Annotated in this window: 14 protein-coding genes; 7 read left to right on the forward strand and 7 right to left on the reverse strand. The window is 37.4% G+C overall.

Going from position 1 to position 15,741, the window contains the following annotated elements:
• From ispC to rpsB, 7 genes are all read right to left on the reverse strand, one after another.
• On the reverse strand, positions 1 to 1,236 hold the full coding sequence (gene ispC, locus ND2E_RS10485) for a 1-deoxy-D-xylulose-5-phosphate reductoisomerase (RefSeq protein ID WP_033093961.1): 1,236 nt from the start codon (positions 1,234 to 1,236) through the stop codon (positions 1 to 3).
• Between the two features lie 48 nt (positions 1,237 to 1,284).
• Positions 1,285 to 2,148, reverse strand: a complete 864-nt coding sequence (locus ND2E_RS10480; protein WP_033093962.1) for a phosphatidate cytidylyltransferase — start codon at positions 2,146 to 2,148, stop codon at positions 1,285 to 1,287.
• Between the two features lie 106 nt (positions 2,149 to 2,254).
• Positions 2,255 to 3,019 carry a polyprenyl diphosphate synthase gene (gene uppS, locus ND2E_RS10475; protein WP_033093963.1) on the reverse strand — a complete coding sequence of 255 codons (765 nt, stop codon included), beginning with the start codon at positions 3,017 to 3,019 and terminating at the stop codon, positions 2,255 to 2,257.
• 108 nt (positions 3,020 to 3,127) lie between these two features.
• Positions 3,128 to 3,685, reverse strand: a complete 558-nt coding sequence (gene frr, locus ND2E_RS10470; RefSeq protein WP_033093964.1) for a ribosome recycling factor — start codon at positions 3,683 to 3,685, stop codon at positions 3,128 to 3,130.
• Between the two features lie 89 nt (positions 3,686 to 3,774).
• Positions 3,775 to 4,503, reverse strand: a complete 729-nt coding sequence (gene pyrH / locus ND2E_RS10465) for a UMP kinase (RefSeq protein WP_033093965.1) — start codon at positions 4,501 to 4,503, stop codon at positions 3,775 to 3,777.
• A 372-nt stretch (positions 4,504 to 4,875) separates the two neighbouring features.
• A complete protein-coding gene (gene tsf, locus ND2E_RS10460) occupies positions 4,876 to 5,712 on the reverse strand; it encodes a translation elongation factor Ts (RefSeq protein WP_033093966.1) in 837 nt (278 codons plus the stop codon).
• A gap of 133 nt (positions 5,713 to 5,845) precedes the next feature.
• The gene (gene rpsB, locus ND2E_RS10455) at positions 5,846 to 6,574 is read right to left on the reverse strand and encodes a 30S ribosomal protein S2 (protein ID WP_033093967.1); all 729 of its coding nucleotides are present in this window, start codon (positions 6,572 to 6,574) and stop codon (positions 5,846 to 5,848) included.
• A gap of 405 nt (positions 6,575 to 6,979) precedes the next feature.
• Between rpsB and ND2E_RS10450 the strand changes: the two genes are divergently transcribed.
• From ND2E_RS10450 to serA, 7 genes are all read left to right on the forward strand, one after another.
• Entirely contained in the window at positions 6,980 to 7,600 is a 621-nt protein-coding gene (locus ND2E_RS10450) for a hypothetical protein (RefSeq protein WP_033093968.1), read from the forward strand.
• A gap of 111 nt (positions 7,601 to 7,711) precedes the next feature.
• A complete protein-coding gene (gene map, locus ND2E_RS10445) occupies positions 7,712 to 8,500 on the forward strand; it encodes a type I methionyl aminopeptidase (RefSeq protein ID WP_033093969.1) in 789 nt (262 codons plus the stop codon).
• Between the two features lie 307 nt (positions 8,501 to 8,807).
• Entirely contained in the window at positions 8,808 to 11,444 is a 2,637-nt protein-coding gene (glnD, locus tag ND2E_RS10440; RefSeq protein ID WP_033093970.1) for a [protein-PII] uridylyltransferase, read from the forward strand.
• A gap of 48 nt (positions 11,445 to 11,492) precedes the next feature.
• Positions 11,493 to 12,332, forward strand: a complete 840-nt coding sequence (gene dapD / locus ND2E_RS10435) for a 2,3,4,5-tetrahydropyridine-2,6-dicarboxylate N-succinyltransferase (RefSeq protein ID WP_033093971.1) — start codon at positions 11,493 to 11,495, stop codon at positions 12,330 to 12,332.
• A gap of 265 nt (positions 12,333 to 12,597) precedes the next feature.
• Positions 12,598 to 13,002 carry a hypothetical protein gene (locus tag ND2E_RS10430; RefSeq protein ID WP_033093972.1) on the forward strand — a complete coding sequence of 135 codons (405 nt, stop codon included), beginning with the start codon at positions 12,598 to 12,600 and terminating at the stop codon, positions 13,000 to 13,002.
• A gap of 561 nt (positions 13,003 to 13,563) precedes the next feature.
• On the forward strand, positions 13,564 to 14,220 hold the full coding sequence (gene rpiA, locus ND2E_RS10425) for a ribose-5-phosphate isomerase RpiA (protein WP_033093973.1): 657 nt from the start codon (positions 13,564 to 13,566) through the stop codon (positions 14,218 to 14,220).
• A 181-nt stretch (positions 14,221 to 14,401) separates the two neighbouring features.
• Complete coding sequence (gene serA, locus ND2E_RS10420; protein ID WP_033093974.1) at positions 14,402 to 15,655, forward strand: phosphoglycerate dehydrogenase; 1,254 nt, start codon at positions 14,402 to 14,404, stop codon at positions 15,653 to 15,655.
• The last annotated feature ends 86 nt before the right edge of the window (positions 15,656 to 15,741 follow it).

Raw genomic sequence — 15,741 nt, forward strand, 5'->3', positions numbered from 1 at the left:
TTAAATATTACCCTGGCGCGATACTGTTTCTGCTTGCATGAAATCTACTAATAATTTTTCGGCAAATGAACGTACTTGCTTATCTAGGGCAATAACCTCATTAATATTATCTACCTTTTGTGAGACAAATTTTTTCACAGAAGTTTCATTTATTTTATAAATATCAGTGAATTTTATTTTTTCGTCTAAAAAAGCTGCAACAGCAACTTCATTAGCAGCATTGAGGGCAGTACAAGCGGCCTGACCTTCTTTGCAAGCTTCAATGGCAAGCTTTAGGTTAGGATACCTTTTAAAATCAACAGCTTGAAATTCAAAGGACGTGGTATTAAAAAAGTCTAATGGCGCTACACCAGACTCAATGCGATCTGGAAAACTTAACGCATGAGCTATGGGGGTACGCATATCTGGATTACCCATTTGTGCGATGACAGATCCATCTTTGTACTGAACCATTGAATGTATTGTACTTTGAGGATGCAACACAACTTGAATATCTTCTGCCTCAACATTAAAAAGCCACTTAGCTTCAATAAATTCAAGGCCCTTATTCATCATAGTGGCTGAATCAACAGATATTTTTTGCCCCATATCCCAATTAGGGTGAGCGCATGCTTGTGAAGGAGTAACTGATTCTAAGGTATCGATTTCTCTTGTTCTAAAAGGCCCACCAGAGCCTGTTAATAATATCTTACTGATGCCATTAGCAAGGAGTTCGCACTCCCCGACTTTAGCTTGTTGCTGTGATGGCAAACATTGAAAAATAGCATTGTGTTCGCTATCTATGGGTAGGAGTTCTGCGCCAGAGGCTTTAACTGCAGCCATAAAAATAGCGCCGGATGTTACCAAGGCTTCTTTATTTGCTAATAACACACGTTTCCCAGCATTAACAGCGGCTAGTGTCGGTAACAAACCAGAGGCGCCAACAATAGATGCCATCACGGTATCGGAAGTTTGACACTCAGCAATATCAACTAAAGCCTGTTTACCACTTAATACTGAAATTCCATTAATATCTGCATCAGCTAGTTTTTGGATAAGTAGAGCAGCATGTTTGCTTGATACTAATACAACTTGTTGAGGTTTAAATTCGAGACACTGCTCAAACATTACATCAACGCTAGTATACGCAGCTAAACTAGTCACTTGAAAACGCTCTGGATGAAGCCTTACTACATCGAGCGTACTACAACCAATTGAACCCGTTGAACCTAATATACAAAGTTGACGTTTCGACACACATTTACCCCAATTAATTTATCAAAATGCTAGAAAATATAGTGATTATCAAGCAAGTAATATGTAACAAAGAGCAAAAACAGGTGCTGTTGCCGTGAGACTATCTATTCGATCTAAAATTCCGCCGTGACCAGGTAATATAGTACCACTATCTTTAACACCAGCTTGGCGTTTAAACATACTCTCAGTTAAGTCACCTAACACAGAAATAGAGGTTATCAATAAGGTAACGATTAAAGCAGTCATAAACTTATCACTTGACCACTGCAATGAAAATCCAACTATCACGGTTAATATGCTGGCACAAACTACACCACCTAAAAAACCTTCTATGGTTTTACCAGGGCTAACATTAGGCATAAGTTTTCGTTTCCCCAGTGACTTTCCGACAAAGTAGGCACCAACATCGGCACTCCAGACAAGCATAAACAAGTACATCAATAACTGTGCACCTTGAAACTCATCTAAGAGGTAATTATTAGTACGCAAAACCATAAACGCTAGCCACGTAGGCACTAAAGTTAGGCAACCAAATAAGGCAATTATAAATTTATTGTTTGCCCAAAAACGACTCGACTTAGGATATAAAAACATTAATAAAGCAGCAATTCCCCACCAGAGCACACTTAACCATAGTATTGACGTTATTTCATATTGTACGCCCGTTATCACTAACCAAGTTTCATCAACGGGTAATAAAACCCATAACGCAGCTATTATTGCACTCGTCACTACCACATATGCCAAACGTTGCATGGTATCAACCAATCCCATAAATCGAGCCCATTCCCAAGAGCCAATACCAACAATCGCCATTAATAGAAGGGCAAAATAGTTAATTGGCAAATAGAAAATAGCTGAGATTGCAGCTGGTGCTAATATTAAAGCCGTTATAATTCGTTGTTTTAACAAGGGCTACCCTTTTTTAGTAATGGACTATACGCTAGTCAGGCAAACTCTGAGGCGTATTGCTCGGTTTGCTATTATTAATTATATTTTATCAATTATTTTTTAATAATTATGTTTTTTCGTTTCGTGCTTGCTCGCCTGTTTTGCCAAAACGGCGTTCTCTGTGATCAAAGCAGTTTAAGGCTTTTAAAAATTCTACTTCATTGAAGTCAGGCCATAGCGTATCGGTGAAATAAAGTTCTGCATAAGCAGCTTGCCATAAGAGAAAATTACTAATGCGATAATCACCTCCAGTGCGGATAAGTAAATCTAGTGTCGGAAGGTTTGCTAAACAAGTTTCTCCGTTAAGAGTCTCTTCATTGATATCGTCAAGAGACATTGTGCCTTGCTTGACACTACTCGCTAGTTTCTTCGCTGCTTGAACGATATCCCAACGGCCACCATAATTTGCCGCAATAGATAAAACCAAACCGGTATTTCCTGCAGTTAGCTGCTCTGATTTAGTAATATTTTTTTGTAGTTTTTCAGAAAAGCGACTGAGGTCACCTACTACTTGAAAGCGAATATTATGTTTATGCAAGCGCTTAACTTCTTTTGTTAACACATACATAAATAAGTCCATTAAAACACTCACTTCTTTTGCCGGTCGTTGCCAATTTTCGCTACTAAAAGCAAACAGGGTCAATGCCTTAACATTAGACTTTCGTGCAGTCGCCACAACTTGTCGTACTGACTCAACCCCAGCTTTGTGCCCAGCAACTCGCCCTTTTCCTTGTAATTGAGCCCAGCGACCATTGCCATCCATGATGATAGCAACATGTTGCGGGATATTTTTATTCTCAGATTGCCCAATTAAAGCTTCGGTATTTTCCACTTAACAATTTTCCATTAATTATTTAAGTCATCAAACTTATAAGACGTTATGAATAAAAAACGCCAGTTGGCTAAAAAGCAACAACATGGCGTTTGGTATTACATTTACTTATATTTCCATTAGTTCCGCTTCTTTCTTCACAAGTACTTCATCTACTTGTTTTACGAAAATATCTGTTATTTTTTGAATAGAATCTTCAGCTTGATGATGCTCATCTTCACTAATTTCTTTTTCTTTTAACAGACTTTTAAAATCAGAGTTTGCATCACGACGAATATTACGGATAGCAACTTTTCCGCCTTCAGCTTCACCACGAACAACCTTAACAAGATCTTTACGACGCTCTTCTGTAAGTGGCGGTAAAGGAATGCGAATTAATGTGCCATTTGATTGTGGGTTTAATCCTAAGTCAGATTTTAAAATCGCCTTTTCAACAGCACCGATCATACCTTTATCAAAAACAGTAATTGAAAGGTTACGTGCATCGGGGACCGAGATATTACCAACTTGGTTTAAAGGGGTATCCATGCCGTAATATTCTACAACAATGTTATCAAGTAACGAAGCATGAGCACGGCCCGTTCTGATTTTATTTAAGCTAACTTTTAAAGCTTCAATGCTTTTACCCATACGTTCTTGAGCATCTTCAATTATTTCATCTATCACGTTAATTTTCCTAAATATTATAAGTTAACGTAAATCAAAATTAATATTCTGATTTACTTACTATTAGCTTTGACTTAAGTCTCAAAACGTTATTTGTGTGTAATTACGGTACCTTCACTATCGCCCATAATAACTGATTTCAACGCACCTGGTTTATTCATATTAAAGACACGAATAGGGATATTGTGATCTCGTGCTAAGGTAAAGGCCGCTAAATCCATTACTTTCAACTCTTTATCTAAAACTTCATCATAGCTAAGCTCATGGTAAAGCTCGGCTTCTGGATTTTTTACTGGGTCTTCAGAATAGATACCGTCAACTTTAGTCGCTTTTAAAACAGCGTCAGCTTCAATTTCAATACCACGTAAACAAGCAGCAGAGTCAGTAGTAAAAAACGGATTACCTGTCCCGGCTGAAAAGATCACTACGCGGCCAGACTTTAACAAACTGATTGCATTTGCCCAATTATAACGTTCACAAACACCCGCTAAATCGATTGCAGACATCAAGCGTGTATTTACAAAGGCACGGTGAAGAGCATCTCGCATTGCAAGGCCATTCATCACAGTAGCAAGCATACCCATTTGGTCGCCGACAACACGGTTCATACCTGCTTCAGCCAAACCAGCACCACGAAATAAATTTCCGCCACCGATAACTAGGCCAACTTGGATGCCCATCTCTACAAGCTCTTTTATTTCTTGAGCCATGCGATCAAGTACTTTTGGGTCAATACCAAAACCCTCTTCGCCCATCAGTGCTTCACCACTGAGTTTTAATAGAATTCTTCGATAAGCAGGTTTTGGATTAGTTGTCATAGGGAGAAATTCCTGTCGCGGTTAGAGTAATAAAATTTAAGCAAAAAAATAGCCGAGGTCAAAAGACCGCGGCTATTTTAATACGTTTAGCCCACACACGATAGTCTAAACTGAAAAAACTCTATTTTTATTATGTAAATATTGAAGAACGATAATTTAAAAGGGCTAAAAATAATACAATACAAGATGGTTTTAATTGAGATTTACCTTCTCTTAAGTAGACAATTTTAAAACAATGGCCATTTTCAATGAAGTTCTCTTCAAAAAACAGTTTGCTATATTATAGGCATAAAAAAACGCCTACCTAGGGTAGACGTTTTTTGATCATTCAACAATTTATAAAGCGATTATAAAACCGCGTATAAAAGTGAATTATGCTTTAGCAGCAGCAATTTGCGCTTCAACTTCAGCAGCAAAATCTTCTTCTTTTTTCTCGATACCTTCACCAACTTCTAAACGTACGAAGCTAGTAACAGTAATACCTTTCTCAGCAAGAACAGCACCAACTGTTTTCTTAGGTTCCATGATGAAAGCTTGACCTGTTAAAGAAACTTCACCAGTGAATTTCTTCATTCGACCAGTAACCATTTTCTCAGCGATTTCTTCAGGCTTGCCTTCATTCATCGCCATTTCGATTTGGATGCGTTTTTCATTAGCAACAACATCAGCTGGAACGTCATCTGGCGTTAAGAATTCTGGCTTGCTTGCAGCAACGTGCATTGCAATGTGCTTAAGTGATTCAGCATCACCTTCACCAGCAACAACAACACCAATAGTAGCACCATGCTTGTAAGAAGCTAACGTAGTACCTTCAACATAAGCTACACGACGAACATTGATGTTTTCACCAATTTTAGTCACTAAAGCAATACGCTCTTCTTCAAACTTAGCTTGTAAGTCTTCGATAGAAAGCTTTTCAGCTGCAGCAACATCAGCAACTTTGTTAGCAAATGCTAAGAAGTTGTCATCTTTTGCTACGAAGTCAGTTTGACAGTTAACTTCAACTAATGTGCCATCTTTAATGATGATTTGACCTTCAGCAGCGATGTTACCTGCTTTTTTAGCCGCTTTAGCTTGACCGTTCTTACGCATATTTTCAATCGCAAGTTCCATGTCGCCGCCAGCTTCTACTAGAGCATTTTTACAATCCATCATGCCCGCAGCTGTGCGGTCACGTAGTTCTTTAACCATTGCAGCAGTAATTGCCATGAGTTAATTCCTCGGTGTTCAGTTATCCCCAATTCAGAATTTTCAAAAATTAGCACTGGGCATAAGTATTAAATAAGTTGCCACAAAAGCGTACTTTTGTGGCAATAGAAAATAAACGTGTTATAAACTGAAGTTATTCAGCTTCAACAAAACCGTCTTTTTCAGCTTGTACTACGATGTTTTGCTCACGACCACTTGTTACAGCGTTAGCAACAGCATCACAGTATAAAGTTACTGCGCGGATAGCATCATCGTTACCTGGAACAACGTAATCAACGCCATCAGGGTTTGAGTTAGTATCAACAACAGAAATTACTGGGATACCAAGGTTGTTTGCTTCTTTAATAGCAATGTGCTCGTGATCAGCATCAATGATAAATAAAACGTCAGGTAAACCACCCATGTTTTTGATACCACCTAAGCTTTTATCAAGCTTTTCCATTTCACGAGTACGCATTAACGCTTCTTTCTTAGTTAAAGCTTCGAAAGTACCGTCAGTGCTTTGAGATTCTAAATCTTTTAAACGTTTGATAGATTGACGAACTGTTTTCCAGTTAGTCAACATACCACCTAACCAGCGGTGGTTAACGTAAAATTGGTCAGACTTAATAGCAGCATCTTTGATTGCATCACTTGCAGCACGTTTAGTACCAACAAATAATACTTTACCTTTTTTCGATGAAACATTGTTTACAAAAGCAAGTGCTTCATTGAACATAGGAACTGTTTGTTCAAGGTTAATGATATGAACTTTATCGCGAGCACCAAAAATGAATTGCTTCATTTTAGGATTCCAGTAACGAGTTTTGTGACCGAAGTGAACACCTGCTTTAAGCATATCGCGCATTGAAACGTTTGACATTTTTCTTTTCCTTTATGGGGTTAAGCGTTCATACACCCAATATACACGACCCTTTTGTTTCGACTTCAAAGCCAAAAGCTGAGCACCCCGGTATACCTTTAATAGATGTATGTGAGTTTATAATAATGACTTATAATCCCAAAAACTAAAAAAGTCTTTGCAAAAACAGTCGATTTAAATTGTCACTTAACCAAGCTAAACAGCCTTTATCGTTTATAAAAAAGACAAAAACGGCTAACTAAAAATTAAGCGCCGCATTTTATACCATAAAAAAGATTATTTTGCGAGACAAAAATGATTTATCATCTAATGTCGATTTATAGTGGGATAATCTGACAAGGCAAGTTAAAATCAGCTGATATTTAAAGTCTTTGATCAAAATCATCAACATTTATAGAGTAAGTAATGGCAGCAGAATTATTTTTCATTTATGACAGTCACTGTCCTTGGAGTTATGCTACAACTCCTTTAGTGAATGCGGTAAACCAATCATTACCCGAAGTATCTCTGAACTTATGGCACTGTGCCTACTTTTCAGATGCCGACGGCGAAAATACAATCACTAAGCAACAAATACTACAAGTTAAAGAGTTATCTTCAGTGAGTTTTTCTCCTGATTATATGGCCAAATTATCACTTGGTAAAGATTCGACCCTTTGTGCAAACTTAATGACTTGGGCTGTAGGTAAAACACCTGAACTAGCATTACAGTTATTAAATGCCCTGCAAGCAGCTCACTTTTCAGCAGGTAACGCGCTCAGTGAGCAAGCTGAAATAGAAGACATCATCGAAGCATTCAAACTTTCTGTTCCAGCCAAGGTCTTTAATAAAACTAAATTAACAACTGATGCTGCCGCTCAAGTACATGAGATTTCTGCACTTCAAGAAATAATAGGCACTCAAGCAATACCCGCTTTATTACTTGCCATAGATGATAATCTTATTTTGCTTAACCACAACTTTTACTTACAAGAACCAAGTGCCATCATTGATGCGATAAAATTAGAGTTAAATAATCACGGTTAACTTGCTATCTTATTGGCAAGTTATTCATCTAATACGATGGAATTACAATTAATTGAAAGCTTAGTCGCAATGTTACTGCTGCTAGCGCAAACTTAAAAGAGAAAGAACAAGATGGCCATCACCATAAAAAGCCAAGATGAAATAGCAAAAATGCGTATTGCTGGACAGTTAGCTGCAGACGTTTTAGAAATGATAGCTCCACATGTAAAAGCCGGCATAAGTACTGATGAGCTTAATACCTTATGTGCTGACTATACTGAAAAGGTGCAAAACGCGATATCCGCCCCACTTAATTATCATCATTTTCCAAAGTCTATCTGTACTTCAGTAAATCATGTCGTTTGTCATGGTATACCTGATGACTCAGTATTAGCCGATGGTGATATTATTAATATTGATATAACCGTAATTAAAGATGGTTATCATGGTGATACTAGTAAAATGTTTATTATTGGTGAAGCTTCAGCTGAAGATAATCGTTTATGTCGTATTACCCAAGAGTCACTCTATTTAGCACTTAAAAAAGTAAAACCGGGCGCCACATTTGGTGAAATTGGGGCAACAATACAAAAGTTCATTAAAAAGTCGGGGCGTTACTCTATTGTTAAAGATTACTGTGGTCATGGGATTGGTAAAGAGTTTCATGAAGAACCACAAATTATGCACTACAAAAACAATGACAAAACTAAAATGGAAGTAGGCATGTGTTTTACCATTGAACCTATGGTAAATCTCGGCCGCGCTGGCACTGTTTTAGATAAAACAGATAATTGGACTGTTTATACTGTCGATGGTAAAAGATCTGCACAGTGGGAACACACCATTGTCGTTACTAAGACAGGTTGTGAGATTTTAACATTACGTAAAGAAGAAACAATTGCGCGTATATTACATAATTAGTATCGATTCCCGTGACTAATCTAGTTGCAAAAATTTCATCGGAATTAAATCTATTGTATATAAAGGCTATATACATAACCCTTTATGACTGGGTTATTTATCGCAATAGATATAGATTTTTTTCCTTTGATAAAGCGTTTAGGTAACACGTCTTCATCTTCACTGTGTTTGATAATAGAATAATCATTCGTTCATCACAGTGTGTTAAAGTGAAGTGATAAAAGCCCTATAAAATATGCACATGGATTATTGTTAGGTAAAAATATTTCGACACACAGATTATTCGCTATAGATAAAAGGTAAGCTCTTGACTAGTCATCCCGTATCCGTACATATAGTTCCGCCACACTTCATTGATAAGTTAGCCATCAGTGCTGACTTTTTATCTACCCGAGATATCTGCCAATTAAGCCAATCTTTTAACACCTGGTTAAAAGACGTTTTTATTGATAACGATATAAATGATTTACTCTCTGCACGAGCTGTTTTTGTTGATGCTATCTTGAAGAAACTTTGGTGCCAGCATCACCTTGATGAGTTTCAAATCACTTTAATTGCTGTAGGCGGATATGGCCGGGGTGAATTACACCCTCAATCTGATGTTGATATATTATTATTGACACAAGAAGAAGTAGATCTTGAACTTGAAGAGAAAATATCTAGCTTTATTACTCAACTTTGGGACATTAAACTTGATATTGGCCATAGCGTTCGCTCCATTAAAGAGTGTTTAAAACAAGCGGTCAATGAAGTAACCGTAGCCACAAATTTGATGGAAATGCGGCAAATAACCGGAAACGAAACACTTACCCAGCAGTTAACACCTTTATTAAGTGAAGATGTCTTTTGGACCTCTGAGAAGTTCTTTATTGCTAAATGCAAAGAACAAGAAGATAGGCACCAACAGTACCGAGGCGCAGCATATACGCTTGAGCCTAATTTAAAAGCAAACCCTGGCGGTTTACGTGATATTCAAACCATCGCTTGGGTAGCTAAACGCCACTTTTCAGCTGACTCCTTGGAAGAATTGGTAGAGCATAACTATCTCTACCCAAATGAATTTTTTGAATTGTTAGAGTCGCAAGATTATTTATGGCGTATGCGTTTTGCCTTGCATTTCGTTGCTGGCCGTAGCGAAAACCGACTTTTATTTGATTATCAAGCTGATGTTGCAAAAATGATGGGCTTTGGTGATGAAGGCAAAGCGCCAGTAGAACGAATGATGAAACGTTTCTTTCGTATCATTGCCCGCGTTACAGAATTAAATACCATGCTGTTGCAGCATTTTGAGCAGGCTATTATTAAAAAGCCTGAACTGAGCAGTATTAGTATTATTAACCAAGATTTTGAGCTGGTTGATAAACTAATCAATACCAGAAATGATCGTATATTTATGCGACCAGTCAAAATGATTGAAATGTTTTTAATCATTGCTCAAGAACCTGGTATTAAAGGTATACACTCACATACAATGCGACTATTGCGTAACGCGCGTAGACGACTAATTTCCGGGTTAATTGACTATGCTGAGTGTCGTCGAATGTTTATGGCTATTATTCGTCATCCGCGTGGTTTAGGACTAGCATTAACCTTGATGCACCGACATAGCATAATAAGTTCATACCTACCGCTATGGCGCAATATTGCGGGCCAAATGCAATTTGATCTATTTCATGCCTACTCAGTAGATGAACATAGCTATCGCGTCATCAAAAATTTACATCAATTTAGTCAAAAAGAACATAACCACAAATTCCCATTGTGTAGCAAAATAGTACAAAAAATTCGTAAACCCGAAGTACTTTACCTAGCAGGATTTTTCCATGATATTGGTAAAGGTCGTGGTGGTGATCATGCTAAATTAGGAGCGGTTGATGCGTTAACTTTCTGTATGTCACATCAATTAAGCAAACATGATAGTAATATGGTGGCCTGGCTTGTTGAACACCACTTATTAATGTCTGTTACCGCCCAACGTCGTGATATTAACGATGAAAATGTTATCAGAACTTTTGGCGAAATAGTACGAGATGAAGCCCATTTAAATTACCTCTATTGTTTAACAGTTGCCGACATGCGTGGTACCAATGAAAGCCTCTGGAATAATTGGAAAGCCAATCTACTTGAAGAGCTCTACTTTAATACCTTAAGTGCTTTTAGACATGGCTTAGAAAAACCCGTAGAAGTTCGTTCTAAAATCCGAGAAAATCAACAACAAGCTTTAAGTTTACTTAGCAAAAATAATGTTAATGAGCAAAGTATTAAAGCGTTATGGCGTGAATTTAGAATTGACTATTTTTTACGTTATTCACCTGAGCAAATCGCTCGGCAATGTGAAAACATTATCGAACACAACAGAGAGAAGCCATTAGTATTAATTAGCCCTATTCCTTATAGAGGTGGTACAGAAGTTTTTATTTTTACCAAAGAAAAGAATAATACTTTCGCCAATACCGTTTCATTTTTGGTCACAAAAAAGCTGTCCATCCATGATGCAAAAATTATCACAACGAAAACGGGGTACACGGTAAATACCTTTGTTGTGCTCGACAGCCGTAATAAGCCGTTAAGAGAACGTTTCTATACCAAGGAAATGAGTCAAACCTTAGTTGATAGACTGCAGCAAATAGATATTTGTGATCTTCCTGAGCCTAAATTAGCGAGACACATGAAAAAATTTAAGGTACCGCTACGCGTTAACTTTATTAAAATTCATGCGAAAAATAGAACCATGATAGAAATAATAGCCTTAGATAGACCGGGATTATTATCCAATATTAGCCAAGTTTTTCTAGAGGCAAAGGTTAATATCCACTCAGCAAAGATAACTACCTTTGGTGAAAAGGCTGATGATGTTTTTACCATTTCTACCGAAAAAGATGATGCACTAACCAACGAAGAGCAAGAGGCTTTAGCCCTGCGGTTAACGCAAGAAATTGATTGATTAACACACAGTCTTATAACATTTATAAATTTCAAATAGGAACACCTAATGACAGATTTAAAACATTTAGCCAGCGTAATTGAGCAAGCCTTTGAAGACAGAGCCAGCATTTCCCCAGCAACCGTTTCAAGTGATATAAAAAACGCCGTACTTGATGCTTTGGCAGCATTGAATAATGGTAGTGCCCGTGTTGCAGAGAAAGTAGATGGTAGCTGGCAGGTGAACCAATGGCTTAAAAAGGCGGTATTACTTTCTTTTCGTATATGGGATAACCAAGTAATTGACGGCGCAGAAAGTACCTTTTTTGACAAAGTCCCAATGAAATATGACGGTTACACACAAGCAATGTTTGAAGCCGATGGTGTACGTGTCGTGCCGGGTGCAAGTGTACGTACGGGCAGCTTTATTGGAAAGAATGTTGTCGTAATGCCAAGCTTTGTCAATATTGGTGCTTTTGTCGATGAAGGCTGTATGGTAGATGCTTGGGCGACAGTAGGATCTTGTGCGCAAATTGGCAAGAATGTTCATTTATCTGGTGGTGTTGGTATTGGTGGTGTACTGGAGCCGTTACAAGCTGGACCGACAATCATTGAAGACAACTGTTTTATTGGCGCGCGTTCTGAAATTGTAGAAGGCGTTATAGTAGAAGAAGGTGCAGTCATTTCAATGGGTGTTTACATTGGTCAAAGTACGCGTATTTTTGACCGCGAAACGGGTGAGACTCATTATGGACGAGTACCAGCTGGCTCTGTAGTAGTACCTGGTAACTTACCTTCAGCTTGCGGTACATACAGTTTGTATGCTGCTATTATCGTGAAGAAAGTTGATGCAAAAACGTTAGCAAAAGTTGGGATTAACGAATTATTACGCGCTGTTTCAGAAGAGTAATTATTATACGAATAATGAATAGCTAAAAAATTGACGCTATTTACTATTATCAAGCTCATTCAATCCTTATTCTTCTAAAAATAGGTATTGAATGAGTTTTTTTATGGAAAATGAAAATTTATTTTTTATTTTACTAGTTCATTTTAGTAGCATTTTCATACTATTATAATTTATAAAGTCCCTTTAATTATTGACACCTATTTTCTGGCATAACACTTGCCCTATTGATAGTAATCCAAACATATTACTCATCATCAGGTTTGTTATGACAGTATCTAAAATAGCAGTCAGTTTACTTTTTTGTCTCTTACTTGGAGCTTGTTCTAATTCCATGCAAGGAAAGTTCAATACTGAAAACGATCACTACTTTGCGAATGAATTTAGTCATAATGAATTTACAAACTATCAAAAAGACTCCATTAAGAAACCAGCATCTACTGATCAACAACTTCTGCTTTTACTACTTAACAGACCAATGCCTGAAGATCAGCGAATGATGTTAGCCTTTGCACAACGCCAAGCAAACTATTTTCCTGATAGCTCACCGATTGGTGTACAAATTAAAGGGGAAAAAGAGAGCCAGGCAAGTAATATAAGAGCAATATCACCATACGCTCAGGCAATTGCACAAGATAGCAATTCTGTTTCAATCAGTGCAATGCCAAAGTAAATTACTATTCGCTTTTATTTCTTACCTTGTATGCATAAAGGCTATTGAGTATAGGGCCTTTTTCTATTCATTCTGACGATTTGTTTCTCAATGAAGTATTAACGAATCCTTCCATTATTCACAGGTCACAACATTTCGTAAAACAAACGGTCATTGTTGTAACTAACCTTTAACTATAAGAATATTTTAGTGTTATAATTGCCCTTTAGCGCCCTTTAATACCAATCGAACTAATTTATTGATCACTTAGCGAGAATTAAAAGGCTTAGAGGCAAGGCATTAATTGAAGAGAATTGTTATTCACTTGTCAAAATTAATAACGCTGCATGTAAGCCTTTTAAACTCGCCCTTTGGGAGCTCATTAGCAAACTGATAACATCACAAAATGAATGAAATATAGACTAACTATGTTTAACTCGTTTTCTTGTTTTAAGCTCGCTAAAGTAACTCTAAGCTGACCAATAAATTAGTCTGTTTGGTATAAGGCTTATTGATACTCACTTTACTATTACCCACTGATATCCCTTTAAACGATAATAGTTTGGTAACAAGGCAAATAACATGACTCAAGATGAAATGAAAAACGCAGCCGCCATCAAGGCATTAGAATTCATTGAAAATGACACTATCGTTGGTGTTGGTACAGGCTCAACAGTTAACTTTTTCATTGATGCTTTAGCGTCTATGAAAGATAACATAACAGGTGCGGTTTCCAGCTCAGAAGAGTCTACCAAACGATTAAAAGCACACGGTATTGAGGTGTTTGATTTAAACAGCGTAGATGACCTAGATGTGTATATTGATGGCGCTGATGAAATTACGCAACACATGGCAATGATCAAAGGCGGTGGCGCCGCCTTAACCCGTGAAAAAATTGTTGCAGCTGTCGCCAAGAAATTTATTTGTATTGCAGATAATTCAAAACAAGTAAAGGTACTGGGCAACTTTCCATTACCTGTTGAAGTAATACCTATGGCGCGAAGTTATGTCGCACGTGAATTAGTAAAATTAGGTGGAGATCCAGTCTACCGTCAAGGAGTAACAACAGATAATGGTAATGTCATTCTTGATGTATACAACCTCGAAATCCTTGAACCTAAAGCACTAGAAACTCAAATTAACGCTATTGTTGGCGTTGTGACAAATGGCTTATTTGCACTTAGAGGAGCAGACATCTTAGTACTAGGTAGCCAAGAGGGTATTCAAGTTATCCAATAATTTATAAGTCACGCCTGTTTTTAAGTAAAAAATCAGATTTTGAGCATATTTATTCTATAAAGTGCTCAATAAACCCTTTAGAGTTTATACACTATATGATATGTTAAACCTCTATTTAGATATCTAGCCATCTAAACGAAAGAATATTTAGCCGTTTAATTTTGATAAGTGAAGCCAATTTATGATCATTGCCAACCAAAACTCATTAGCAAAAAGTAAGATTAAAATTTTATTACTTGAAGGCTTGCATCCAAGCTCTCTCGAAGAATTGAAGCTGAAAGGCTATACAAACATTGAATCACTTAAGACCTCACTTTCTGAAAGTGAGTTAATTGAAAAAATTGCAGATGTTCATTTTATTGGCATTCGTTCACGTACACAGTTAACAGAAAAAGTACTGAGTCATGCAAAAAAATTGGTTGCTATTGGTTGTTTTTGTATTGGTACCAACCAAGTTAATTTAACTGCTGCTCAAACTCGCGGTATACCTGTTTTTAATGCCCCCTTCTCAAATACTCGTTCAGTTGCTGAACTTGTTCTTGGTGAAACGTTATTATTACTGCGTGGTATTCCTGAGAAAAGTGCAAAGGCTCATCGTGGTGAATGGTTTAAATCAGCCGTTGGTTCAGTAGAAGCCCGTGGTAAAGTACTCGGTATTATTGGTTACGGTCATATTGGTATGCAGCTAGGTATTTTGGCTGAAACGCTAGGTATGAAAGTTCGTTTTTACGACGTAGAAACTAAATTACCACTAGGTAATGCAAGTCAAGCGCCATCGTTAGATGCATTACTTGGTGAAGCCGATGTAGTTAGCTTGCATGTACCCGAAACCGTGCAAACTCAAAATATGATTTCAACAGCCCAATTCACAGCAATGAAAGAAGGAGCTATTTTAATTAATGCTTCTCGTGGAACAGTTGTTGATATCCCTGCTTTAGCAGAAGCTTTGGATAGTAAGAAATTAGCTGGCGCGGCGATTGATGTATTCCCTGTTGAGCCTAAAAGCAATGATGAAGAGTTTATTTCGGCTTTACGCGGATTTGATAATGTTATCTTAACTCCGCACATTGGTGGTAGTACTAAAGAAGCACAAGCCAATATAGGTTTAGAAGTTGCGACAAAATTGGCTAAATATTCAGATAATGGTTCAAGTTTATCTGCAGTAAACTTCCCTGAAGTGTCTTTACCTGATCACGCTTTCCCAGGTCAAAAGAACACCAGCCGCTTATTGCATATTCACCATAACCAACCCGGTGTTTTAACACAAATAAACCAAGCATTTGCTGAACACAATATAAACATTGCAGCACAATACTTACAAACAGATGACAAGATTGGTTATGTTGTTATTGATCTTGACTCAGAAGACAGTACATTAGCATTAGAACAGTTAAAACATGTTGACGGCACTATACGCGCTAGAATATTACACTAATTGCTTACGGGGAAAGTTATCCTTCAGATTCGATTAAAAGCATAAAATAAAGCCCCGTTTATAACTATATAAACGGGGCTTTTTGT

It is taken from the genome of Colwellia psychrerythraea (genome assembly GCF_000764225.1).
GTDB lineage: Bacteria > Pseudomonadota > Gammaproteobacteria > Enterobacterales > Alteromonadaceae > Colwellia > Colwellia psychrerythraea_D.

Coding starts and splice junctions, on each gene's coding strand:
- pyrH (WP_033093965.1), bottom strand. CDS start 4,503: ATGACAACTAATCCAAAACCTGCTTATCGAAGAATTCTATTAAAACTC.
- tsf (WP_033093966.1), bottom strand. CDS start 5,712: ATGGCAATTACTGCTGCAATGGTTAAAGAACTACGTGACCGCACAGCT.
- rpsB (WP_033093967.1), bottom strand. CDS start 6,574: ATGTCAAACGTTTCAATGCGCGATATGCTTAAAGCAGGTGTTCACTTC.
- ND2E_RS10450 (WP_033093968.1), top strand. CDS start 6,980: ATGGCAGCAGAATTATTTTTCATTTATGACAGTCACTGTCCTTGGAGT.
- map (WP_033093969.1), top strand. CDS start 7,712: ATGGCCATCACCATAAAAAGCCAAGATGAAATAGCAAAAATGCGTATT.
- dapD (WP_033093971.1), top strand. CDS start 11,493: ATGACAGATTTAAAACATTTAGCCAGCGTAATTGAGCAAGCCTTTGAA.
- ND2E_RS10430 (WP_033093972.1), top strand. CDS start 12,598: ATGACAGTATCTAAAATAGCAGTCAGTTTACTTTTTTGTCTCTTACTT.
- rpiA (WP_033093973.1), top strand. CDS start 13,564: ATGACTCAAGATGAAATGAAAAACGCAGCCGCCATCAAGGCATTAGAA.
- serA (WP_033093974.1), top strand. CDS start 14,402: ATGATCATTGCCAACCAAAACTCATTAGCAAAAAGTAAGATTAAAATT.